The sequence below is a fragment of the Citrobacter cronae genome, assembly GCF_016893685.1.
In the GTDB taxonomy this organism is placed as follows: Bacteria; Pseudomonadota; Gammaproteobacteria; order Enterobacterales; family Enterobacteriaceae; genus Citrobacter; species Citrobacter werkmanii.
The window spans coordinates 622,859-647,319 of the sequence record NZ_CP069763.1; the positions used below are offsets into that span (position 1 = coordinate 622,859).

Annotated in this window: 20 protein-coding genes and 2 tRNA genes; 1 reads left to right on the forward strand and 21 read right to left on the reverse strand. The window is 48.8% G+C overall.

Translation table 11 applies throughout. From position 1 onward, the window contains the following. Window positions 1-8: 8 nt before the first annotated feature. The 4 genes from infB to JSN25_RS02585 all read right to left on the reverse strand — a co-directional run bounded on the left by infB (window position 9) and on the right by JSN25_RS02585 (window position 4,976). Window positions 9-2,699 carry a translation initiation factor IF-2 gene (infB, locus tag JSN25_RS02570; RefSeq protein ID WP_038634196.1) on the reverse strand — a complete coding sequence of 897 codons (2,691 nt, stop codon included), beginning with the start codon at window positions 2,697-2,699 and terminating at the stop codon, window positions 9-11. A 24-nt stretch (window positions 2,700-2,723) separates the two neighbouring features. Further along, window positions 2,724-4,211, reverse strand: a complete 1,488-nt coding sequence (gene nusA / locus JSN25_RS02575; protein ID WP_038634199.1) for a transcription termination factor NusA — start codon at window positions 4,209-4,211, stop codon at window positions 2,724-2,726. Window positions 4,212-4,239: 28 nt separating this feature from the next. Next, window positions 4,240-4,692: a ribosome maturation factor RimP gene (rimP, locus tag JSN25_RS02580; protein WP_003024996.1), complete on the reverse strand. Its 453-nt coding sequence runs from the start codon at window positions 4,690-4,692 to the stop codon at window positions 4,240-4,242. A gap of 207 nt (window positions 4,693-4,899) precedes the next feature. Beyond that, window positions 4,900-4,976, reverse strand: a tRNA-Met gene (locus JSN25_RS02585). Between the two features lie 334 nt (window positions 4,977-5,310). Between JSN25_RS02585 and argG the strand changes: the two genes are divergently transcribed. Then, on the forward strand, window positions 5,311-6,654 hold the full coding sequence (argG, locus tag JSN25_RS02590; RefSeq protein ID WP_006687887.1) for an argininosuccinate synthase: 1,344 nt from the start codon (window positions 5,311-5,313) through the stop codon (window positions 6,652-6,654). A 196-nt stretch (window positions 6,655-6,850) separates the two neighbouring features. Here the strand turns inward: argG and JSN25_RS02595 are convergent. From JSN25_RS02595 to ftsH, 17 genes are all read right to left on the reverse strand, one after another. Further along, window positions 6,851-6,937: transfer RNA gene (locus tag JSN25_RS02595), tRNA-Leu, on the reverse strand. A gap of 9 nt (window positions 6,938-6,946) precedes the next feature. After that, complete coding sequence (gene secG / locus JSN25_RS02600) at window positions 6,947-7,279, reverse strand: preprotein translocase subunit SecG (RefSeq protein WP_006687886.1); 333 nt, start codon at window positions 7,277-7,279, stop codon at window positions 6,947-6,949. 214 nt (window positions 7,280-7,493) lie between these two features. Further along, window positions 7,494-8,807, reverse strand: a complete 1,314-nt coding sequence (locus JSN25_RS02605) for a M23 family metallopeptidase (protein WP_159121504.1) — start codon at window positions 8,805-8,807, stop codon at window positions 7,494-7,496. Further along, window positions 8,804-9,643 (reverse strand): prepilin peptidase, encoded by an 840-nt coding sequence (locus JSN25_RS02610; RefSeq protein WP_162620706.1) that lies wholly within the window; start codon window positions 9,641-9,643, stop codon window positions 8,804-8,806. Before JSN25_RS02610 ends, JSN25_RS02605 begins: the two co-directional genes overlap by 4 nt. 79 nt (window positions 9,644-9,722) lie before the next feature. Then, entirely contained in the window at window positions 9,723-10,559 is an 837-nt protein-coding gene (locus JSN25_RS02615) for a hypothetical protein (protein WP_204525423.1), read from the reverse strand. After that, the gene (locus JSN25_RS02620; RefSeq protein ID WP_199966645.1) at window positions 10,556-11,584 is read right to left on the reverse strand and encodes a type II secretion system F family protein; all 1,029 of its coding nucleotides are present in this window, start codon (window positions 11,582-11,584) and stop codon (window positions 10,556-10,558) included. Before JSN25_RS02620 ends, JSN25_RS02615 begins: the two co-directional genes overlap by 4 nt. Continuing rightward, the gene (locus tag JSN25_RS02625) at window positions 11,568-12,926 is read right to left on the reverse strand and encodes an ATPase, T2SS/T4P/T4SS family (protein WP_204525424.1); all 1,359 of its coding nucleotides are present in this window, start codon (window positions 12,924-12,926) and stop codon (window positions 11,568-11,570) included. The genes JSN25_RS02620 and JSN25_RS02625 overlap by 17 nt, the downstream gene beginning before the upstream one ends. 176 nt (window positions 12,927-13,102) lie before the next feature. Beyond that, window positions 13,103-13,711, reverse strand: coding sequence for a hypothetical protein (locus JSN25_RS02630; RefSeq protein WP_051594486.1), 609 nt, complete (start codon window positions 13,709-13,711; stop codon window positions 13,103-13,105). Then, a complete protein-coding gene (locus JSN25_RS02635; protein ID WP_150345482.1) occupies window positions 13,699-14,595 on the reverse strand; it encodes a hypothetical protein in 897 nt (298 codons plus the stop codon). Before JSN25_RS02635 ends, JSN25_RS02630 begins: the two co-directional genes overlap by 13 nt. Before the next feature lie 3 nt (window positions 14,596-14,598). Then, on the reverse strand, window positions 14,599-15,141 hold the full coding sequence (locus JSN25_RS02640; protein ID WP_038634220.1) for a hypothetical protein: 543 nt from the start codon (window positions 15,139-15,141) through the stop codon (window positions 14,599-14,601). A 12-nt stretch (window positions 15,142-15,153) separates the two neighbouring features. Further along, on the reverse strand, window positions 15,154-16,611 hold the full coding sequence (locus JSN25_RS02645) for a type II and III secretion system protein (RefSeq protein WP_150345598.1): 1,458 nt from the start codon (window positions 16,609-16,611) through the stop codon (window positions 15,154-15,156). A 13-nt stretch (window positions 16,612-16,624) separates the two neighbouring features. Then, window positions 16,625-17,056, reverse strand: coding sequence for a TcpQ domain-containing protein (locus JSN25_RS02650; RefSeq protein ID WP_199966648.1), 432 nt, complete (start codon window positions 17,054-17,056; stop codon window positions 16,625-16,627). Between the two features lie 30 nt (window positions 17,057-17,086). Next, window positions 17,087-18,970, reverse strand: coding sequence for a prepilin-type N-terminal cleavage/methylation domain-containing protein (locus JSN25_RS02655; protein WP_204525425.1), 1,884 nt, complete (start codon window positions 18,968-18,970; stop codon window positions 17,087-17,089). A 116-nt stretch (window positions 18,971-19,086) separates the two neighbouring features. Further along, on the reverse strand, window positions 19,087-19,803 hold the full coding sequence (locus JSN25_RS02660; protein ID WP_085048647.1) for a type IV pilus major pilin: 717 nt from the start codon (window positions 19,801-19,803) through the stop codon (window positions 19,087-19,089). Window positions 19,804-20,248: 445 nt separating this feature from the next. Then, entirely contained in the window at window positions 20,249-21,586 is a 1,338-nt protein-coding gene (gene glmM / locus JSN25_RS02665; RefSeq protein ID WP_038634228.1) for a phosphoglucosamine mutase, read from the reverse strand. Beyond that, entirely contained in the window at window positions 21,579-22,427 is an 849-nt protein-coding gene (folP, locus tag JSN25_RS02670) for a dihydropteroate synthase (RefSeq protein WP_038634231.1), read from the reverse strand. Before folP ends, glmM begins: the two co-directional genes overlap by 8 nt. A gap of 99 nt (window positions 22,428-22,526) precedes the next feature. Next, window positions 22,527-24,461 (reverse strand): ATP-dependent zinc metalloprotease FtsH, encoded by a 1,935-nt coding sequence (gene ftsH, locus JSN25_RS02675; protein ID WP_003025013.1) that lies wholly within the window; start codon window positions 24,459-24,461, stop codon window positions 22,527-22,529.

Here is a 24,461-nt window from a genome sequence, read left to right on the forward strand (position 1 = left end):
TACGAAGATTATGCGATGGTACGTTTGATCTCGATAATCTCGAACACTTCGATCATATCGCCAACGCGAACGTCGTTGTAGTTCTTAACGCCGATACCACATTCCATACCGTTACGGACTTCGTTAACGTCATCTTTGAAGCGGCGCAGGGATTCCAGCTCGCCTTCATAGATAACCACGTTGTCGCGCAGGACGCGGATTGGGTTGTGACGCTTGATAGTACCTTCGGTAACCATACAGCCCGCGATCGCACCAAATTTCGGTGATTTAAACACATCGCGCACTTCAGCCAGACCAATGATCTGCTGTTTCAGTTCCGGAGACAGCATACCGCTCATCGCCGCTTTCACTTCGTCGATCAGATGATAGATGACGGAGTAGTAACGCAGATCCAGACTTTCAGATTCGATCACTTTACGCGCAGAAGCATCAGCACGGACGTTGAAGCCAACCAGAATCGCGTTGGACGCCGCAGCCAGGGTCGCGTCGGTTTCAGTGATACCACCTACGCCGGAACCGATGATCTTCACTTTCACTTCGTCGGTAGACAGTTTCAGTAAGGAGTCGGAGATCGCTTCTACAGAACCCTGTACGTCAGCTTTCAGTACGACGTTCACTTCGTGAACTTCGCCATCGGTCATGTTGGCGAACATGTTCTCAAGTTTAGATTTCTGCTGACGAGCCAGTTTAACTTCACGGAATTTGCCCTGACGATACAGTGCAACTTCACGGGCTTTCTTCTCGTCACGCACCACGGTCACTTCGTCACCGGCAGCCGGAACACCGGACAGACCGAGGATTTCCACCGGAATGGACGGACCTGCTTCCAGAACTTCCTGACCCAGTTCGTTACGCATCGCACGCACGCGGCCGTATTCGAAGCCACACAGTACGATGTCGCCTTTATGCAGCGTACCTTCACGTACCAGGACGGTAGCAACCGGACCACGACCTTTATCCAGGAAGGATTCGATTACCGCGCCGCTCGCCATACCTTTACGAACAGCTTTCAGCTCCAGAACTTCGGCCTGCAGCAGGATCGCATCCAGCAGTTCGTCGATACCGGTACCGGCTTTCGCAGAAACGTGGACGAACTGGCTTTCGCCGCCCCACTCTTCCGGCATGATGCCGTACTGGGACAGTTCGTTTTTAACACGATCCGGATCCGCTTCTGGCTTATCGATTTTGTTGACTGCAACCACCACCGGCACACCTGCCGCTTTCGCGTGCTGGATAGCTTCGATGGTCTGCGGCATCACGCCGTCGTCTGCTGCAACAACCAGAACCACGATATCCGTTGCCTGAGCACCACGAGCACGCATAGAGGTAAACGCGGCGTGACCCGGAGTATCCAGGAAGGTGATCATACCGTTGTCAGTTTCAACGTGGTACGCACCGATGTGCTGAGTAATGCCGCCCGCTTCGCCAGAAGCCACTTTCGTAGAACGAATGTAGTCCAGCAGGGAGGTTTTACCGTGGTCAACGTGACCCATGATGGTTACAACCGGTGCGCGCGGTTCAGCCGCAGCGCCGGTGTCACGGTCGCTCATTACTGCTTCTTCCAGCTCGTTTTCACGACGCAGGATAACTTTGTGGCCCATCTCTTCGGCAACCAGTTGTGCGGTTTCCTGGTCGATGACCTGGTTGATGGTCGCCATTGCGCCCAGTTTCATCATCGCTTTGATGACCTGAGAGCCTTTAACCGCCATCTTGTTAGCCAGTTCGCCAACGGTGATGGTTTCGCCGATCACAACGTCACGGTTAACGGCCTGAGCTGGCTTCTGGAAGCCCTGCTGCAGAGCGGAACCTTTACGCTGTTTACCGCCTTTACCACCACGAACTGCGGCGCGCGCTTCTTCACGGTCGGCTTTCGATTCAGCGTGTTTGTTGCCTTTCTTCGCCGGACGCGCGGCTTTCGCGCTGCGAGTACGACCACGGCCGCCTTCAACTTCACGATCGTTTTCGTCTTCTGCCTGGCGAGCGTGCTGAGAAGTCGTGACGTGATAATCGCTGGTATCTTCAACAGGTTCAGCGTTATCCACACCATTTTTCTCGTTTTCTTCCGCCATACGGCGAGCTTCTTCCGCTACGCGGCGAGCTTCTTCTTCAAGCTTGCGACGTGCTTCTTCTTCCGCTTTACGTTTCAGTTCTGCGGCTTCATTTTCACGGCGGGCTTTTTCGGCCTGGGCGGTTTTAGTCATATCGTCGGTCTGTTGATTGCTCACTTTGTCTTTTTCCGCAGCTTCACGTTTCGCTTTATCAGCGGCTTCACGCTTAGCTTGTTCTGCGGCCTCACGTTCGGCTTTTTGTTGCGCCTCGCGTTTGGCAGCTTCTTCTGCCTCACGACGGGCTTGCTCTTCCGCTTCACGCTGCGCCTGCTCTTCCGCGGCCAGGCGTTCAGCCTCTTGCGGATCGCGTTTCACAAAGGTGCGTGTCTTGCGGACTTCGATTTGTACCGATTTGCTTTTCCCACCGGTACCTGGAATATTGAGAGTACTGCGCGTTTTACGCTGCAATGTCAACTTATCCGGCGCTGAGCCGTTCTCACGGTTCAGATGCGCCAGTAAGGTTTGTTTCTCTTGTGCGGACACAGAGTCATCAGCAGACTTCCGGATACCTGCATCAGCAAATTGCTGTACCAGGCGATCCACGGAGGTCTGTATCTCTGCAGCCAGCGTTTTTACGGTTACATCTGTCATACTGTTCCTTCCTGCTACAGTTTATTACGCTTCGTCACCGAACCAGCAAATATTACGGGCAGCCATAATCAGCTCACCGGCTTTTTCGTCGGTCAACCCTTCGATATCAGCCAGATCATCAATGCCCTGTTCGGCGAGATCTTCCAGCGTACAAACACCACGGGCAGCCAGTTTGAAGGCCATATCGCGATCCAATCCTTCCAGATTCAGCAGATCGTCAGCCGGTTTGTTATCACCGAGGCTTTCTTCCTGGGCCAGTGCCAGAGTGGTCAGTGCGTTTTTAGCACGCTCGCGCAGCGCTTCAACGGTCGGTTCATCAAGGCCGTCAATTTCCAGCAGTTCTTTCATTGGCACGTAGGCCAGTTCTTCCAGCGTCGCAAAACCTTCTTCCACCAGAACTGTCGCGAAATCTTCATCGATATCGAGATATTTGGTGAAGGTATCGATGGCGGCATGTGCTTCAGCCTGATGCTTCGCTTGCAGGTCATCAACGGTCATTACGTTGAGTTCCCAACCGCTCAGTTGTGAAGCCAGGCGGACGTTCTGACCGTTACGTCCAATCGCCTGAGCCAGGTTACCGGCTTCAACCGCGATATCCATGGTGTGTTTGTCTTCATCCACCACGATAGAAGCGACATCTGCTGGCGCCATTGCGTTAATCACGAACTGCGCCGGGTTATCATCCCACAGGACGATATCGATACGCTCGCCGCCCAGTTCGGTAGAGACCGCCTGAACGCGCGCACCGCGCATACCCACACACGCGCCGACCGGATCAATACGCTTATCGTTGGTCTTAACGGCGATTTTCGCACGAGAGCCCGGATCGCGAGCAGCCGCTTTAATTTCAATCACTTCTTCGCCAATTTCTGGCACTTCAATGCGGAACAGCTCAACCAGCATTTCCGGTTTGGAACGGGTGACGAACAGTTGCGCGCCGCGCGCTTCCGGGCGCACAGAGTACAGAACACCGCGAATACGGTCGCCAGGGCGGAAGTTTTCACGCGGCAGCATGTCTTCGCGCAGGATCACGGCTTCAGCATTGCTGCCCAGATCCAGGGAAATGTTGTCACGGTTAACTTTTTTCACCACACCCGTAACGATTTCGCCTTCGTGTTCGCGGAATTGATCAACAACCATTGCGCGTTCAGCTTCACGTACTTTCTGTACGATAACCTGTTTCGCAGTCTGGGTGGTGATACGGTCAAAGGTGACAGATTCAATCTGATCTTCAACATAGTCGCCCACGTTCAGGCTTTCGTCTTCGAAGCGTGCCGCTTCCAGCGTAATTTCTTTGGTTGGCTGGGTAACTTCTTCTACGATTACCCAACGACGGAAGGTATCGAAATCACCGCTTTTACGATCAATTTCTACGCGGACGTCGATCTCTTGCTCATATTTTTTCTTTGTTGCTGTAGCCAGCGCACTTTCCAGCGCTTCAAAAATTTTCTCGCGTGGCAGCGCTTTTTCGTTGGATACGGCTTCAACAACAGCCAAAATTTCTTTGTTCATCGCGGGCTTTTCACCTCAATCCAGACTGTTAAAAGTGGGGAACCAGGTTCGCCTTCTGGATATTACTCAGCGCGAACACTTCATCTTTACCTTCGACTGTGACCGTGATCATCTCACCGTCCACCGCTTTGATAACGCCCTGCCATTTACGACGGTTTTGAACCGCCATACGAAGAACCAGCGTGACTTCTTCCCCCAGGAAACGCACGTAGTGTTCAGCAGTGAACAGAGGACGGTCGAGACCCGGCGAGGAAACTTCCAGGTTATAGGCAACGGTGATTGGGTCTTCGACATCCATCACGGCGCTTACCTGATGGCTCACATCAGCACAATCATCAACATTGATGCCATCTTCACTATCAATATAGATGCGCAGTGTGGATGTGCGACCGCGAATAAATTCGATGCCGACCAGTTCGTAGCCCAGGGCTTCAACCGGGGCTGTAATCATCTCTGTTAATTTTTGCTCTAATGTGGACAAGCCCACCCCCAAGACATAAAAAAAGGGCCTAAAGCCCAGTTATTCTGTAGTCAGATAACAAAAAACCCCGATAAATCGGGGCTTTAGATAACTGAACCCTATAACCGCACCTGCGGTTCGGAGAACCTTCCGAAAGAATTTTTTTCAAATCCAGCTACGAAGGCCTAAGTCTTCACAGTATATTTGAAAAAGAACTCTAAGGGAAAGTGGTTGCGGGGGCCGGATTTGAACCGACGACCTTCGGGTTATGAGCCCGACGAGCTACCAGGCTGCTCCACCCCGCGCCTGAAACGTGGCAAATTTTACTCGTTTTGGGTAAAAAATGCAAATACTGCTGGGATTTGGTACCGAGGACGGGACGTAAAATCTGCGCACAGTATATTGATACTCTATGTGTTATGTCAACCTTGTTACCACTATGCAAATCAATGAATGCTGACCAGCGGGTGGTAATCAAGATAAATGTACCGGCCGCGCCGTTATTTAACGAAATTATCACTAAACTCTTCCTGTCATCCAGAAAAGATGATTAAATGAAAACTCATTTATTTTGCATAAAAATGCATTTAGTATAATAAGCCGACCTCTTCACCAGTCTATCAAGCAGGGTTTTATTTTATGACGACGATTCTCAAGCATCTCCCGGTAGGTCAACGTATTGGTATCGCTTTTTCCGGCGGCCTGGACACCAGTGCAGCACTGCTGTGGATGCGACAAAAAGGGGCTGTCCCATATGCATATACTGCGAATTTGGGCCAGCCGGATGAGGATGACTATGACGCCATTCCTCGCCGCGCAATGGAATATGGTGCTGAGAATGCTCGCCTGGTAGATTGCCGTAAGCAACTGGTTGCCGAAGGGATCGCAGCCATTCAGTGCGGCGCCTTCCACAACACCACCGGTGGCCTGACCTATTTTAATACCACCCCACTGGGCCGTGCAGTCACCGGCACCATGCTGGTTGCCGCCATGAAAGAAGATGGCGTGAATATCTGGGGTGACGGCAGCACCTATAAAGGCAACGATATTGAACGTTTCTATCGTTACGGCCTGCTGACCAACGCGGAACTGCAGATTTACAAACCATGGCTGGATACCGATTTTATCGACGAGTTGGGTGGTCGCCATGAGATGTCCGAATTTATGATCGCCTGCGGTTTCGACTACAAAATGTCTGTCGAGAAAGCGTACTCCACTGACTCCAATATGCTCGGCGCGACCCACGAAGCGAAAGACCTGGAATTCCTGAATTCCAGCGTCAAAATCGTCAACCCGATTATGGGCGTGAAGTTCTGGGATGAGAGCGTGAAGATCCCGGCAGAAGAAGTGACCGTACGCTTTGAACAGGGTCATCCTGTAGCGCTAAACGGTAAAACCTTCAGCGACGACGTTGAGATGATGCTGGAAGCCAACCGCATCGGCGGCCGTCACGGTCTGGGCATGAGCGATCAGATTGAAAACCGGATTATTGAAGCTAAGAGCCGTGGTATCTATGAAGCCCCGGGGATGGCGCTGCTGCACATCGCTTACGAGCGTCTGCTGACCGGTATCCATAACGAAGACACCATTGAGCAATATCACTCTCATGGCCGTCAGTTGGGCAAACTGCTGTACCAGGGCCGCTGGTTCGACTCGCAGGCGTTGATGCTGCGTGACGGTCTGCAGCGTTGGGTCGCCAGCCAGATTACCGGCGAAGTGACGCTGGAGCTGCGCCGCGGCAACGACTACTCCATCCTCAATACCGTGTCTGATAATCTGACTTACAAGCCAGAACGTCTGACCATGGAGAAAGGCGAGTCAGTATTCTCACCTGACGATCGTATCGGCCAGCTGACTATGCGTAATCTGGACATCACCGATACCCGCGAGAAGCTGTTCGGCTACGCGAAAGCCGGTCTGTTGACCGCCTCTTCAACGACCGGTCTGCCGCAGGTTGAGAATCTGGAAAACAAAGCGAAGTAACGACTCATCATTTTAAGGCCGCGAAAGCGGCCTTTTTTATGCGCGGAATATAAGGTGTCTGTAGGCCTGATAAACGTAGCGCCATCAGGCGTTGCAATAATGTCGGATGGCGGCGTAAACGCCTTATCCGACCTACAGACAGCCACGAGTAACAGACGAAAAAAAAGACGCTTTGCAGCGTCTTTTTTCTGGAATTTGGTACCGAGGATGGGACTCGAACCCACAAGCCCGTTAGGGCACTACCACCTCAAGGTAGCGTGTCTACCAATTCCACCACCTCGGTACAGAATACTTAGTGTGGGATATCGCTGGTCGGCTGAGCCGGAGCAGCTGGCTGAGTTTGCTCGGTTTTCGCCGGTGCGCTCAGATTTTCCCACTCACTTCCTTTATTGGTCTTATTGCTGTTCATGTTACCCAGCACCAGACTGATGATGAAGAACAAGGTTCCCAATACAGCTGTCATACGGGTCATGAAGTTACCAGAACCACTTGAACCAAACAGAGTACCAGAAGCGCCTGCGCCAAAAGAGGCTCCCATATCAGCGCCTTTACCTTGTTGCAGCATGATCAAGCCAACCAGGCCAATTGCCACAATAAGGAAAACTACTAAAAGAGCTTCGTGCATAATCAACCTGTTCCTTGCGGAGTTGCCGCGTACAATGCTTCGACCATTAAAGCGGGAATATTTACTGTTTCCCACTGAAGCGGGTGTGAATACTAACCAAAGCGAATCACCTTCGCAAGGGCATTTTTAGTGCATTGTATCAACTGCGGAAAAAAACAGCAAAAGCGCCGCATTCTGCCGGTTAAGGGCGGAAAAACGGCTATAAAACAGCCGGCTATTCGGGTTTTGCTTCCGGCGACACTTTCACGAGCCTGTATTTTCCATACCGTTTAACAATGCGCCATACGCCATCCGGCGTCTCTACGGGTTCTCTCTGCGCGTAGAAGGTGGTTTTTTTACCGACGCGCACGCCTATCTGCAAATTCTCCCCTTCCCCACTAATCAAAGCGATGGTCGGCGTCATATCCACCGGCTCGATAACCGCCTGTGTATCTGCCACGTGCGACGCCCGCCTGGCATTGGGGTTTAATGTCGACGCAAAAAGCACCTCCATTGGGTTTACCAACTGGTGATGATGGCTGAGTTCCAGGTGGAGATGAGGACCATTGATGCGCCCGGTCGCCCCTGATAAGGCGATAACATTGCCTCTGAATACCTTATCGCCTTTATGAACCTGAAGCGTATTTAAATGCAAATAGCGGCTGCTCCAGCCATCGGCATGACTGACGGTAATATAGAACCCCGTCACCGGACCATAGCCGGTCGCCGTCACTTCGCCATCGGCAACCGACATTACCGGGCTATTTACCGGTGCGCGCAGATCCACGCCTTCATGCCGCATAAACTGACGGGTGACCGGGTGGTAACGCATGCCATAAGGAGACGTTACAACAATTTCGTGCGTCAGGGGGAAGATAAACGCCCCGGCAGGCAGGGTATCGACCTCAGAAACGGCATGACGATTCGATAAAGACTGCCAGTTTGGCGCTGGGGCGCTGTTCGTGGGGATCGTCAGATTCAGCACCGAAAAAAAGCTGCTCGCCGTATCATTATCAGGAGCCGGATTGGTTGCAAAGCGATCGGTAGATACAACGCCAGCAGGAAAGAAGCTTGCCAGCGCCATAACCTGCGCGCAGGAAAGATCATCATCGGCATCGGCGTTCACCGTAACGTCAGAGGGCCACGTCATAAAAGCGCGACGTGACAAGGTAGCAGCGCTGATGCGACAGGAGAGAGGGTCGGTTTCCCGTCGGGTCTCAATAAGGTTCGCATGGTGTTTACCAGTCTGAAGATCATCGAAACAAGGCTGATAGCGCTGCCGTATTAAAGGCGATGTTGTTACTGGCGGCTGATTCATCAGCACCGCTGTTGCACAGGTTTTCTGCTGATGCACTGGCCGCCATACTGGCAGCGACAATAAATAAAGCGTACGTGGTATTCGCCCCGTCATGGCTGGCACGGTAGTGTATTGTCGTGGAGCGGGCGGAATGAGCGATACCGTCACGCTGAATTCATCACGCGCAACCTCGTCCCGATACATATCTGGCGCAGCGCGCAGCAAAAGTAACGAAAGCAGAAGAGTGATCACAGGTTAAGCACCGCCGTATACATTAGATAGATCGACATCACAACGATCGCCGGGCCAAATGGTATGTATCCCTGTTTCGCCAGCTCTCCCTGCGGCGCGAATCTGCGGATATAGAAGTAGCGAAACAGAAACAGGCAAAGACCCAACAGGGCTGAGCCCAGCATCAGCACCGCAATATTTTCCACCCCTAACCATGTCGCACACGCGGCGAACAGCTTAACGTCCCCTTTACCGAAACCTTCCCGACCGGTTATCCAGCGGTAACCTTCGGCCATTAGCCAGGTAAAGCCCCATATAAAAACGGCGCCCATTACGCTATCCCGCGGTGAAATTGGAATAAGGTGGCGTACGGAGGCAATAAGTCCCGCCCACAGCAATAAAAACACCAGGCAGTCAGGAAGCAAAAAGGTGCGGATGTCGATAACCGCAAGGGTGTACAACAGGCAGAGAAATAACGCCATGAACGCGAGCTGGAGTAAGCTATATTGCGGATAAAGCCAGTAAACCAGAGTGCAAAACACAACGCCAATGACCGCCTCACTTAACGGATAAATACCCGAAATTGTGCAATGGCAATGGCGACATCTGCCGCGTAACAGCAACCAGCTCACCACGGGAATGTTATCCCAGGGCATAACATTGTGCTGGCAGCATGGGCAGTGAGACGGCGGCCACCATAAATTTACCGCGGGAAGCGCACTTCTTTCTTCATCGTCTGCGGTTTCACGCATCAGCATAATCGGTAATCGATAAATAACGACGTTGAGAAAGCTGCCAATGAATAATCCCAGAAGTAGCGCTAGCCAGGGATACGAGGGAGATAAAAAAGCATCCATGCAGAATTTAACTCTTATTAATAGTCGGTGTTGCATTAGTAACGATCGTCTTTTAATAACCGGCGATCGTTACGCGAGATTATTTGCAGTTATCAGGGATAAGCGCCTTCTGGCTTTCTGACATATCCACCTTGTGCGCATGAGGTAATAACGACTTCCATGGGTCACCAGTGCCTGATGACAACCAAACCTGTAAAGCGGCAAGTGCCGTTGGCCTTATTTTATCAGGTAGATTAACGCCATTGAAATTAGCCCCGGCCGCAGTACCACCTACAGCTGTCAATTGCATTTCATCTTTATTCCCTGTCGCTCTATATTCAAAATATAATGGTTCCACATACGGATTATAAGAGTCTGTAAAAACACCTACGGGTCCGGAATAAGGTGTAAAGAATTCGACTCTCAGTAGTTTAAGGTACCGTATAGGCAAAGAAATCCATGAGAGAGTGCCGTCATAGTAAGGGGAACCGGAAAATATCTTAACGTCATCATCAGGAAATTCGGCGACAAGATCTTTATATGCCGAAATACCCTTACCTACGCTTCCCTTACCTTTAGCCACACAACCACCGTCGTTCTGACAAAAGGCCGAGTCACGTCCACTGATTAAACGCGACGGCCAGACAGATTGGTTATTAATAGTGTAAAGATCAATGTAGTCATCCACATGCTTACGTTTACCAGCTGAGATATATATGATGTTAAGCTCAGGCCTGGAATAATTAGACACCCAATTACTTGAAGGGACCTGAAACGAAAGAGGGAAAAAGGTATCCCAAAGCTCGCAGTACTGGAGACTGTCGCTAAGACCATATTTTTGCGCTCCTTGCGCCGTTACGCTCGCCAGGAATAAGGCACCCAGTAAGAGTGCACGCTGACAAATGCTTTGTGGTTTTATATTCATTTCATCAATCATCCTACTGCACTTTTCGACAACGTATCCATTAATGAGAACAGCGCCAGAAATACCCAGATAACGCTCCCGCCCAGGATAACGGTGGCTAAGTTCTTTAACAGTCCGGCAAGTTTTTTAATATACTCCTGTATATGATCGCGGGAGCGCTCCGATACCGAGAGCAAAACCTCATTAAACGAGGGGAGATCGGCATACAGGCTGATGTTGAGTAACTCTTCCGCGCCCATCAGTCCGGTATCGAGCGCTTTACCATAATTCACGCCGTGCGCCATTTTCTCCAGCATGGTGAAAAGATGCCATTTTAGCCAACGGTTAGCATTGAGCTGAATAATTGAAAGCGCATCCGTCAGAGGAATATTGTTACTCAACATTAGCGACAAATTATTCAAAAAAATGGAGGAAGTTAGCTGCCGATAAGTTGAGAACGGCATAATTCTGTCGAGAATCTTATTCCTTATTGTGCCGCTAAAATTGGCCATTGTCAGCCGTGAAAAGATAACCAGAAAGATAAATCCCAGTAGAATTTTTAGCCACAACCCCTCGTAAAGCGCCACGCCAAAATTATAGAGATTCTGTGTCACGGTTGGCCATTTATCAATCGGCACAACGGAGGCAAAGGCGGGGAATACCTTTTGCGAATAGCCGGCAATAACAATTAACGACAAGGTAATCATTATCAGGGGAAATATAAGCGCACCGATGATCTTTTTACGCAGTTCATCGTTGTATTTAATAATCGAAACCAGGGTAAAAAATCCATCAGAAAGGCTGCCGCTTTTCTCCGCCGCGGTGATCACACTCAGTTCAGAATTCGGCACCATACCTTCGAAAACAGCCGCAACGGATGTTTCCTGCTTCATTTGCGTGATAAGATCCATCAACCGTTTACTAAAGGCTTTCCCCAGTAAAGATTGACCTTCTTTTTGCAGTTTTTGCATCGAATCATACAAAGGCAGACCGGCCTTAATCATGTCTGCGCAAAACTGGTAGATATAGATGCGCTGTTTCTTACTGAATTTTTTCAACGATCATCTCCAGATCTTCTGTTGGCAATACGCCAAATTCCATTGCGTACCAGCGCGCATCCACACGACCAAGCAGCACATGCGCCATGACTTTTTCACGGATCTCAAACCCTTCAGCAAGTCCTACCGCTGTCTTTCTTTTTTCCCGCCACAGGGTGTAAACATTAAGCCACTCCTGCCGGGAGATAGCCGCCAGTTCGTCATAGGTTGGCAAAAAATACTCCATCGCCAGCTGCCGTCCTTTGATACCGCTCTTCTTACACTTTACACACCCCTTCTCGCTTGCCCGGAACAGAGTAAAAGTGCGGCCGGAAAGGGTAATCTCTTCATGGACTTGCTTACAGGTATCGCAAAGCACCGGCACCAGTTTCTGACACTGCAACCCAGCAACGAAGCCTGGCGTGGAGAGCTTGTTACTGCTGATACCTAATGCGGACATACGCTGCAGGAGTGAAACGATATTGCCCGCATGCACGGTGGTAAAACAGTAATGTCCACTCTCAACGGCGCCCGCCAGAGCGTTAGCTGAAACATTGTCACGAATCTCCCCCACCATCAGTACATCCGGGTCGCGGCGTAACGCAGATTTAATTGCGGCGTGGAAGCCTCCCCCCTCGACGCTGACAACGGAGCTTTGCTTGGCACCGTATATCTGATATTCCACGGGATCTTCGACCGTCAAAAAGCAGCCGCGATCGTCATAGCGGTTTATTTGTAGCCATTCCATCAGATTTTTCAGCGTGGTCGATTTGCCCGAACCTGTCGTTCCCGCAATGACATACGCGCCATAAGGGTTGCTAAGGATCTTTTTCAAATCGGCAATTTCGGCAGACGAGACGCCTATTTTATCCAGCGAGCCCAGGTTATCTTTTTGCAAACCGGAAGGAATAATACGCAGCACAGCATGGTAACAATCCGCCGTTTCGCCAAAAATGGGAAAATGGGCATAACGGAAGCGGTACGGTTTACCGTTAAGACTGTAGAGAATATTCGCGTTCTGCGGAATTGCCCGGTTCCATGTTGTATCTCTGGTTGTAGCCTCTACGTTGTACAAGACAAATACCAGTTCATCACACTGCTGTGATTTAATCTGCATAAACGGCATCAATACGCCATTTACGCGCGCCTCAAGCAACGCCAACACATCATTCCGTGTAATATGAAGGTCGCTGGCCCCCATATTTACAACGCGCTGTAAGATATTGACCAACTGTTTTTGCGTGTCTGTGATATCAATATCATTATGCGCAGCGTTAAGGGCTTTAAGAGAGATAAATTCCAGTATATGAAAATAATCTTCTTCCGTTACTATCGCCAGGCCAATGACTGGCCGTTTATGCATTGATTTCAGCCGGCTTATCTGGAGCTTGTATTCAAATAGCTTATCGATATTGATAGTGTGTACTAATAAATACTCATAACCATCATGAATAGCATTAATGCCTATTCCTTCAAATTCATGATATTCCCAAAGACCGGAAAATATATCTTCAGTCGTTATTCGTTTAAAATCTATATTCACGGGTTAGCTTCCTTAATTTGCAACCCGTTTTTACGATCTTTGGTTAAAATGTATTGTGCGCCGTCCATGGAAAATACATTTCCTGGAGTGACGTATAACAATGTATCACCGCGTTGATTAGCAATAGCAACCCGAGAAAGACCGCCAATGACTGATTCCAGTACTACGTGCGGCTTCGCAATATTATTACCTGTATTTACCGCAGGCGCGCTCTTTTCAGTCTTGATCTTCGCTTCGATTACGGGAGTTGGAGTTGCCCTCGCTTTTATTTTATCTTCACCGCGCAGCTTACGAATTTCGCTCAACATTTTTTCTAGTTCAACCTGTTGCTGTAGCTTGCGATATTCTGACTGATATAGATAATCCTGCTCAACGAGTGCCTGAATATGATCCTGCATCGTCAGTTCCGCTGACTGTTCATTCAGGGCTTTCTCATCGACATTTTTTACCTCAGGAGACGCAGCTTTCTCGCCATTGCCTACCAGCGCTGGTTTACCGGTCTGGTTTTTGGGGGCAGGCGGCAAGTCAGTAGTCGGAGCGGCCTGTACCAGTCCGGATCCCACCATTAATACTGCAAATATGATGATATTTTTTACGCTTTGCATACTAATCCTCCGGATACTTTTATTCCATCGTTAATTGTTTCAATCTTCCTGATAAGAAAGGCATCCCGATACGCCTGTTTATACAAGGCAACCTGTAATAATATCCCTTCGTTCACTGATGTGGAGTGTGGTTTTGTCAGCGTCATGTTCCACTCTGCTGAAAGCATACCGTAAGCCTTAACGTCCCCCGCTAATGTTTTTTCCAGCGCTGCGACTGTCGATTTAGGCAGGGTCTTAAATACAATCTCGCCATTTTTCTTTTTACCCTTTCCGCCCGTCAACGTTGAGTTATAGCTTTTGATATAAGAGATAACCTCATTACAGGAATATAACGACAAAGGTTTGTTCTTCTTATACGCGCTTAATAAGCCGTTTTCTTTGCGGGCAATTTTCATGTCATTGTATTCAAGTGAAACCCCATTCGACCTGTTCTTTCCTTTTTTTACAGGAAATGATGCTGCGTAGGTTTTACCAAAGAAAGTTAACTCTGGTTGCGTCAAAATAGCAGCGGGATCGATTTCAAAAGTCATGTGACACGCCTTTAGCGAACAGCCATAGCTTCGTCCCTCAACAGGAAGTTTAATCAATGCGAACGGAATAACGCTGCGATGAATTTCATCAATCAGGCGAATACCGAAATCAATGCTCATTCCCTCTAATGATTTCTCATACCAGTCATGTACAGAAGCCTTATCGTTAAGCAGTTTCTGCGCAGCCTGGTGTTGCTGAGCAAGCATTTCGTCTTGCGGCATCTTTATAAAATAATACCAATAGCCTGCACCAGCACCACACAACAGTAAAGCAATAGCCAGAATAATAATTATAATTCGACTTGTAGAAAATGTTCCGCTCTTACCTTTCCAGAAATAGAGACCTTCCAGCATAAATTACCCCGCCACCAGAAAATGAAGTGCTAAAGCAAGCAGCGCCAAAAATATCAGACCACCAGCCAGAATGGAGCTAATAATGAATCTGCGACGTCGCTTCAGAGAGAGCTGATGCGCCGCGCATTTCTCTATCACCACAGAAAGCTGGACTTCGGTCAGCGACGTCACTTCCAGGTGTTCATATTGTTCCGGGTGCCGCATGAGCTCATCAAACAGGCTGCGCTCTATAAAGCAATCGGTTCCACTGACAATCCGGCCACCATTAATAATGAGCAGATAAGTGAAATTATCATCACCATGTGAGAAATAGATGCCATCCCCAAATAACTCTTTAATATAAATCGCAAAAGGCTCATAAAGGGTAGAAATTTTCTCACAATAACCCACTGCTAAACGCCCGTCAGAATCTTTATAGATTACCCGACGATTAGCCTTTACCATTCCGCGAAAAGCTGCCTGCGCGCCAGGGTCAAGATGAGACATACTGTCCGGTTCCCAGAGCAGACCGGTAAGGATATTATTATCCTGTAACAGTTTATCCATAACCATTTATTCCTATCGGGAAGTAATAGGCTGACGATAATAATCGACGCCAATTACCATGACGATCGTCGCAGATTCATCTTCATTTTTGTCACCGATACCCAATACCTGATATTCCAGACCACCATTTTCACCTTTCACATCATACTTGCCTACCATTAGCAGATCGCCCGGCATAATAATTGATGAGTTAAATGATTCCGTGGTGCTTACGTTCGGTAACTGCACATCATCATAAGTTTCAATGCCTTCCAGATACCGTTTTGTGAAACCACTCACTACCTCAATTCGACCATCTGAAAGCACACGGGGGGTGATGATAAAACTGGTCCCTGTAATAATGGATGATGTTGCGACCGCGACGTTAACCTCACCATTGTCATCGACGGTACGGGTTTTGCTGGAGACGTAATTTTGCGACTTCGTCATATTCAGCGGTATCGCCATATTGTTGCGCGTGATAAAGGAACCGCTTTGTAACGTCCGATCACCCGTTAACTTATATAACGCATCCAGCCCGCTGCTGATATCAACATTGCTGTTTTTCCAGCCTGCCGATATGCCACCCGTTAATGAGTCCAGCAAACTTGAACTGATCTTCATGGTGTTTTGCCCATCATCCAGAGAGAAGTTAACGCCGGCAGAAAGCTGTTTCACTTTCGATTTATCGAGCGTGAAAATTTTATAGGTAACAATAAACTGACGGCTGTTATCCGCTTTATATTTATCTAACGCACGATTGAGCGCCTCATACTCTGACGGTCTTGAGTTAACCATTAAGACAGAAGAATCTTTGAATAGGTTGTAGTTTCCTGAAGAAATATAATTCTTCGCCATATCCTCCACATCATCCCAGAAAGATGATTCGAATTTGGTTTCGGTCTTTCCGGTCAACCCGCCGCTGGAAGTCGCCTCGTTACCAGAAAGATCGAGGTTCGTTTCTGTCTTATTGTTTTCACCATAAAAGTCCAGCTTAATGACATACGTTTCATAAACGTTTATTTTAAGAACGTTATGATTATCAAGTTTTGGGCTTACGTCATAAAGAGAAGCGATATACTGGATAAACGCCTCAAAGGTACCATCAAATTTTACGCTACGCGCCGTATTCCAGCTACCGCTGTTATTTGACGCACCGGCTTTTGCGCCTATCGCACTCTCGTTGATCCGGTAACTGATTCCCGTTTGTGCAGAGACAGCGTCCATAATGACTGCCAGCGTGGCGGGTTCATAGGATGAAATTTTGACATGTTTTCCCATGATTCGCTGCTGCTCAACGCTATAATCCACCTTTTTCCCTATGTATGCGCGGTCGTACTTAATATACGGCTTCGCTTTTGATTCATCCTGGGTGGTCGCATCTTTAAAATGCTTCTGAATCTGGCTTTCTGAGTCATATTTTTCTTCAAAATCGCTGACACAACCCTGAAGAAAAATGGCTAATATTAACAACCCTGTCTTAATCTTCATCCCTGCACCCATTTTACATTTCATCAATAACAATAACGCGATTTTTTTGATATTTCTTGACTACCAGGCCATAATTCTCAGAAAAAAACAGCTCGCCAAGTTCTTGCAGGATCTCGTCATCCGATTTCCCTGCCAGCGTAATATTGTTATAAACCAGGTAATCTTTTGCACTGTTCCAGAAAAGCTTATAGCCATTAGCCTCCACCCATTTTCTGATTTCCTGGCTTAATAATTTATCTTCCTGAATTACCAGTGGCGGCGCTGAAGGCGTATCCGCGTGATAAGTGTCACCAGTAAACGGGTTTCTGCCGGTATGTTGAACAACCGCACCAGAAGACACTGGAGATGCCGTCATATGGATCTCTGATGAACTATTATTACTTGCCATAGCCTGCGGCAAAAGCATTACCGACAATAAAAGCAGGCAGTATTTCCTGATAATCATATTATCTTCCCTCTGTTTATCAGATTGCTATTATTTGTATTCTGTCGTCGTCAATAAATCATATGGCGTACCTGATTGCGGTATCGTACTGCACCATTTGGTAATAACATAAGATATTGTCTGCGGGTTTACTATGCTAAACCCTGCTCCCGTTTCTGAATCATACAGGCCCATCGTTGCGGTCACTGCCCATATATACTTACTGCCCGGGAATTTATATTTTTGCGCTGAGTTATGATCGGGACGAACCCCACTTGAAACGTCCATCTCAGCCAACTCTACCTGCACAGTAACGCCGCCAAGCAAATCTACTTTCTTGCTATCATCTAATTTGGCGCGAGTCTCATTTTGTTTGACATAGCTACCAGATATGCCGCCATCGTTATAAGCCGAGACAGAAGATATACTGGCAGACAACCGTGGATATAACGCCCTGGTAACTTTTGTTTTTTCCTTATTGCCATCTTCATCCAGGATTGCGTCACCGTTGGCGTCACGCAAAATAATTTCCTGTTCGATAACAGGGCAGGTCTGCACTGCAAATCGATGCAAGCCAGAGTTTATTGAACTGTCATCATATGCTGCTACATAATCTTTCTTATCTGTAATATCCGCAGATAAAAGTTCATAGCCAGAATATTCACTCACTGACGGAGTCACAAGTTCAAATGCATCATATGCACTGGAAGGATAATAATTCGAAATAACATCAAATCCAGCCATGCTGCTGCCATCCCAAGGACGATAAGAGGTATTATCATCCAGATAAAAATCACCCTCAATTTCTTCATTATTGTTATTTTTGTATGTAAAGCGCTCAGGGCTACCGTCGGCGGAAAGCATTAAATCACCGCCATAATTACGCTTGAATAAAAAAACTGGCCGTGACGTATTTTCCATCACCAGATTGGCTTTTAGCGTACCCGTTTTGGTCTCATCACCATAATTCTCCGGATCGGTCATATCCAGCGAAAGGATCTGATCTTCGCCATGGGCACCTGTGCCTGCCTCCTGGTTGTAACACAGTTCAACTTTACTTGTCTGGGTGTTCCAGCATGCCGTGCCTGAGCCGCCGCCATTGCTCCCCTGATCGTTATCATTCATGTCAAAGGTGATGCGAATACCCAGTTGCTGACCCTTTCCCTGCGTTTCCAGTCGCTCCAGGTTAGACGCCATATCGGAAAACTCGACTGGCGTACTGCCGTCAGATTTCGTTATCAGTTGCCAGGCGTCCGCCGTCCTGACCCGGCGAACAAGCATGATATGCGAAGCAATCAGGCCTGAGTTATTTAACGCATTGTTAAACGCGGAGGCATAATTGGCAAAACTATACTTGTCGTTACTCTCCGTGTAGTTGAACGCAACAATAGCATCCATACGCGCAATTGTGCTGGAGGGGGTTTTAAGATCGTCAGAAGCAAACCCAATCCGTTCAATTTTCGCCGCGGGATTTTTAGCCGCCGTCACAAGTGAGCAGGGTAAATATTCTTGTGTCAGTTCAAATGTTGATTTAAGTGAGACGTTACAGCTTTTGCTGATGAACAAATAACGTTGTTGCTTTTGCTGATTCGCCCCCTCTCCCCACAAAAAATAGTTCGTCCCGGTCCCGGTATCAATGTCCGTAACGTTATTAGTTATCCGGTAACGATATTGGGAATCGGTACTGCTGCCTTGCGTGGCTTCATACAGTGGGTTATCTTTTTCACCGTCTTTTGTTTGCAGAGTTTCATCACGCAAATAATTCATCACGCCCTTCATCTCCTGGACAAGCGCGTTCGCGATGGTCTGGCGCATTTCTTTCGCTGCTTGTTTACGGGCATAATTGGTATACATAGCTAGCGCGCCACCAATGATTGCCAGTACAACAATAACTTCCAGTAGTGAAAATCCAGCCTGATGGTTTCGGGACCGCATACTAATTCCTGAAGAACATGAATCATTTTTATATAAATAATAAGTGGCTATTCACAGTAAATAGCCACTTGTTTTTATTCTAAAAAAGAACAGATTCTAATTTAGAGCACAAAGTATTATTTACTACCGAAGATAACACCGTTAATAGAACCCTGACCGTCACAGACGCCAGTTGCAACAATATCAGAAGGCGAAATATCACTCGAGGTCAGCGTCTTAAGAATTGCACCACTTTTACCCACACTGAAGTCTCGGTCAGCGATACTTGGTTCAGACCCGGCAGCGGCACCGGTATTGAGCGCTTCAACATAGTCCCACTGGTTACCCATCTGGGAAATCAGGTTACGACACTCTTCAGACGCCAGACCATTCACCACCACAACAAAGCCTTTTCTCTGAGAACTTGAGCTATCCGTTAACGCGTTATCCATCTGGAACGCATCGTTAGAGAAGCCGTTAAACGCTTCATCAGCAGAGATTTTACCCATACGTACCAGAGTGGCGATTGGCGAGTCATTGGATACAGAAGTATCGTTGATATCGGATTTAGACAAACCTTTAATAGAATCGCTTTGCGCCGGATATTGAGCCTGATCTTTATAAGCTTCATTCATTGCAGTACGTACACTGGTCAAGTCATCCTGTACAGCAGACAAGTCCTGAGCCGTAAAAGCCCGCTGGGCTAAAATAACCACACCAGCGGCAATAACACCGATAATCCCTAAGACAATAATTATTTCCAACAGCGTAACACCTCGCTGTTTCTTCATCTCTTTTAACTTAGAGACCTTTTTGGTCATATTCCCTTTTATGTTTAAAACCATTGTACTCATGTTATACACCCTTATTAATTCCGTTAAATTCAGGCTTAGCCACCTGTTCGAATATTATTAATATGGAAAAATAAGAATGCAACAGAACGAAAAAAAACTAAGAATACATTTATATTCAGCAAACACATTTCATACATTATTTTTATAAAATTTATAGGAAAGTATAATTATTATGAATTAGTTAAACCAATAAAACAAAACGTACTTTATAGCTGTACTTTTACATGAGATGCGGAATATTTTCAATAATTAAATGTCAATCTTGATAAATTTCTCTTCTTCCTTATTTATTAAGCCCTTATCGATAAAACAATACCGATAATACTGTCATTCCTGTTACTCTGGCATGAGAATGAAAAAAAATGCCCGGTTAAATTAACCGGGCGTCTGATAACAAATTATAACGTTCTTTAATAGAGGTAAAACTAACCCCTATAGCTATGTATTAAACCGCTTTCACTGCATCTGCAATACGATGGGCGAACTCAGATACCTGTGCCTCGTCTTCACCTTCAACCATCACACGAATTAATGGTTCAGTGCCAGACTTACGCAGCAGGACACGTCCACGATTACCCAGCGCCGCTTCAACATCTGCCATCACCGCTTTCACATTGTCATTTTCCAGCGGATCGCCGCTACCTGCGGTGTAACGTACGTTAACCAGCAGCTGCGGGAACATTTTCATGCCGCTGCACAGGTCGTGCAAACTCATATGATTGCGCACCATCGCGGTCAACACCTGCAGACCCGCCACGATACCGTCACCGGTGGTGGTTTTATCCAGCAGGATCACATGGCCTGAGTTTTCCGCACCGATACTCCAGCCTTTTTCCTGCATTTTTTCCAGGACATAGCGGTCACCGACTTTCGCACGGGCAAACGGAATGCCCAACTGTTTCAACGCCAACTCAAGGCCCATGTTGCTCATCAGCGTACCTACCGCGCCACCGCGTAGTTGCCCCTGACGCAGCGCTTCACGGGCGATGATATACATGATTTGGTCACCGTCGACCTTATTGCCTTCGTGGTCGACCATGATCACGCGGTCGCCGTCACCGTCCAACGCGATACCCAGATCGGCTTTTTCCGCGATCACGCGCGCCTGCAGGGCACGGACGTCGGTAGCGCCGACTTCTTCATTGATGTTAACGCCGTTTGGCTCACAACCAATGGCAATAACATTGGCGCCCAGCTCACGCAGTACGTTTGGCGCAATGTGATACGTCGCACCGTTAGCGCAATCGACCACAATCTTAAGCTCGCTCAGGCTCAGTTCATTCGGGAAGGTGCCTTTGCAAAACTCGATATAGCGACCGGCGGCATCGACGATACGGGTGGCTTTACCCAGCTCAGCCGAGTCCACACAGGTGATCGCTTTTTCCATCTCGGCTTCTATGGCTTCTTCAACCGCATCCGGCAGTTTGGTGCCGTCGATAGAGAAAAATTTGATCCCGTTGTCATAGTACGGGTTGTGCGAAGCGGAGATGACAATCCCGGCTTCCGCACGGAAAGCACGCGTCAGATAAGCAACGGCAGGTGTTGGCATTGGGCCAGTGAAAGAGGCAGAAAGACCTGCGGCAGCCAGGCCCGCTTCCAGCGCAGACTCCAGCATATAGCCAGAAATACGCGTATCTTTACCGATGATAATTTTTCGTGAACCATGACGTGCCAGCACTTTTCCTGCCGCCCACCCCAGTTTGAGCACAAAGTCAGGGGTAATTGGGGAGTCGCCTACGCGGCCACGGATCCCATCAGTGCCAAAATATTTACGATTACTCATAGCGTTTGTTTTCCTTTGCAGACAATGTGGCTTCCACCACACGCATCGCTTCTACAGTTTCTTTGACGTCATGGACACGAACGATCTGCGCCCCCTGCATTGCGGCAATCACCGCGCACGCAAGACTACCGTTCAGGCGTTCGGATGGCCCCACATTCAGCAGTTGACCAACCATTGATTTTCGTGACATTCCAACCAGCAGCGGCAGCTCAAAATGATGAAACTCAGCCAGGCGTGCCAGTAATGTGTAGTTGTGGGTGAGATTTTTACCGAATCCGAATCCCGGGTCGAGCAACAATTTATCTTTTGTGATTCCGGCTCGTTCACAACGTGCTATTTGCTCAACAAAGTAACGATTTACCTCAGCGAACACATCCTCGTACTTTGGCGCTTCCTGCATAGTTTTCGGTTGCCCCTGCATATGCATCAAACAAACCGGCAGTCCGGTTTCCGCGGCGGCTTCCAACGCCCCAGGTTCCGAGAGTGAACGAATGTCATTAATGATATGTGCGCCGACCCGCGCGCATTCGCGAATCACTTCGGGTTTTGAGGTATCGACGGAAATCCATACTTCAAAACGTTGAGCAATCGCCTCCACCACAGGGATCACTCGCTGCAGCTCTTCTTCCACGCTCACATCAGCAGCGCCAGGACGCGTGGACTCCCCCCCCACATCAATGATAGTCGCCCCAGCGTTAATCATCAGATTTGCGTGTTTTACCGCCTCAACCAGAGAGTTGTGCGCCCCACCATCGGAAAATGAATCTGGCGTAACGTTTAAAATCCCCATGACGTGAGGATGGCTGAGATCCAGTGAAGAACCCTGAGCAAAGAGTTTCATAGTTTTATCCCTGGTAAAAATCTTGAGTATGCAGATAAGAAAAACCCCGGAGCAAGCCCCAGGGTTTTCGATTAAAACACGGTCATCATCAACGATAACTTATTTGTCGCCCAGTTGCTCTGACATGGTGCCAGAGTCCGGCGCACGCGGTTCATCAACCGGACGCGGCGCGCTCGGCTTACCGGTGCTGCCAGAGTTGTTGTTAGAAGAACCCGGTTCTTCCCAACCCGCTGGCGGACGCACGTCGCGGCGAGCCATCAGATCATCAATCTGCGGCGCATCGATGGTCTCATATTTCATGAGCGCATCTTTCATCGAGTGCAGAATGTCCATGTTTTCGTTCAACAGACGACGCGCACGGTCATAGTTACGCTCAATCAACAGCTTAACTTCCTGATCGATGATGCGAGCCGTTTCATCGGACATATGTTTAGCTTTCGCAACAGAACGTCCCAGGAACACTTCGCCTTCTTCTTCAGCGTACAGCAGCGGACCGAGTTTATCGGAGAAGCCCCATTGAGTAACCATGTTACGCGCCAGGTTAGTCGCGACTTTAATGTCGTTCGACGCACCGGTAGAAACATGTTCAGCACCGTAGATGATCTCTTCCGCCAGACGACCGCCGTACAGCGTGGAGATCTGGCTTTCCAGCTTCTGACGGCTGGCGCTGATTGCGTCGCCTTCAGGCAGGAAGAAGGTCACCCCCAGCGCACGACCGCGCGGAATAATCGTTACTTTGTGTACCGGATCGTGTTCCGGTACCAGGCGACCGATAATCGCGTGGCCAGCTTCGTGATACGCGGTAGATTCTTTCTGCGCTTCCGTCATCACCATGGAGCGACGTTCCGCACCCATCATGATTTTGTCTTTCGCTTTCTCGAACTCAACCATCGACACGACGCGCTTGTTGCCGCGAGCAGCAAACAGCGCCGCTTCGTTCACCAGGTTCGCGAGGTCAGCACCAGAGAAGCCAGGCGTACCACGCGCAATGATTGCAGCATCGATATCCGGAGACAGCGGTACGCGACGCATATGCACTTTCAGGATCTGTTCACGACCGCGAACGTCCGGCAGACCAACCACAACCTGACGGTCGAAACGGCCTGGACGCAGCAGCGCAGGGTCAAGAACGTCCGGACGGTTAGTTGCCGCGATAACGATAATACCTTCGTTACCTTCGAAGCCGTCCATCTCAACCAGCATCTGGTTCAGGGTCTGCTCACGTTCATCGTGACCACCGCCCAGACCAGCGCCACGCTGACGGCCTACGGCGTCGATTTCATCGATGAAGATGATGCACGGTGCCGCTTTCTTGGCCTGTTCGAACATGTCACGCACACGAGATGCACCCACACCCACGAACATTTCCACGAAATCAGAACCGGAAATTGTAAAGAATGGAACCTTCGCTTCACCGGCGATAGCTTTCGCCAGCAGGGTTTTACCGGTACCCGGAGGACCGACCATCAGGACGCCTTTCGGGATTTTACCGCCCAGCTTCTGGAAACGGCTCGGTTCGCGCAGGTATTCAACCAGCTCAGCAACCTCTTCCTTCGCTTCGTCACAACCCGCAACGTCAGCAAACGTGGTTTTGATCTGATCTTCCGTCAGCATGCGCGCTTTGCTCTTACCGAACGACATGGCGCCTTTGCCACCACCGCCCTGCATTTGACGCATGAAGAAGATCCAGACACCAATCAGCAGCAGCATTGGGAACCAGGAAATGAAGATAGAAGCCAGCAGGCTCGGCTCTTCAGGCGGCTCGCCGACAACCTTGACGTTTTTGGTCAGCAGGTTATCAAGCAGCTTCGGATCGTTAACCGGAATGTAGGTCGTGTAACGGTTACTATCTTTCTTGGTAACGTTAATCTCACGTCCGTTGATCTTCGCTTCACGAACCTGGTCCTGATTGACCTCTTGCAGGAAGGTAGAGTAATCAACCTTACGGCCATTAGACTCGCTGGGCCCAAAGCTCTGGAATACTGACATCAGCACAACGGCAATGACCAGCCAGAGAATTAGGTTTTTCGCCAT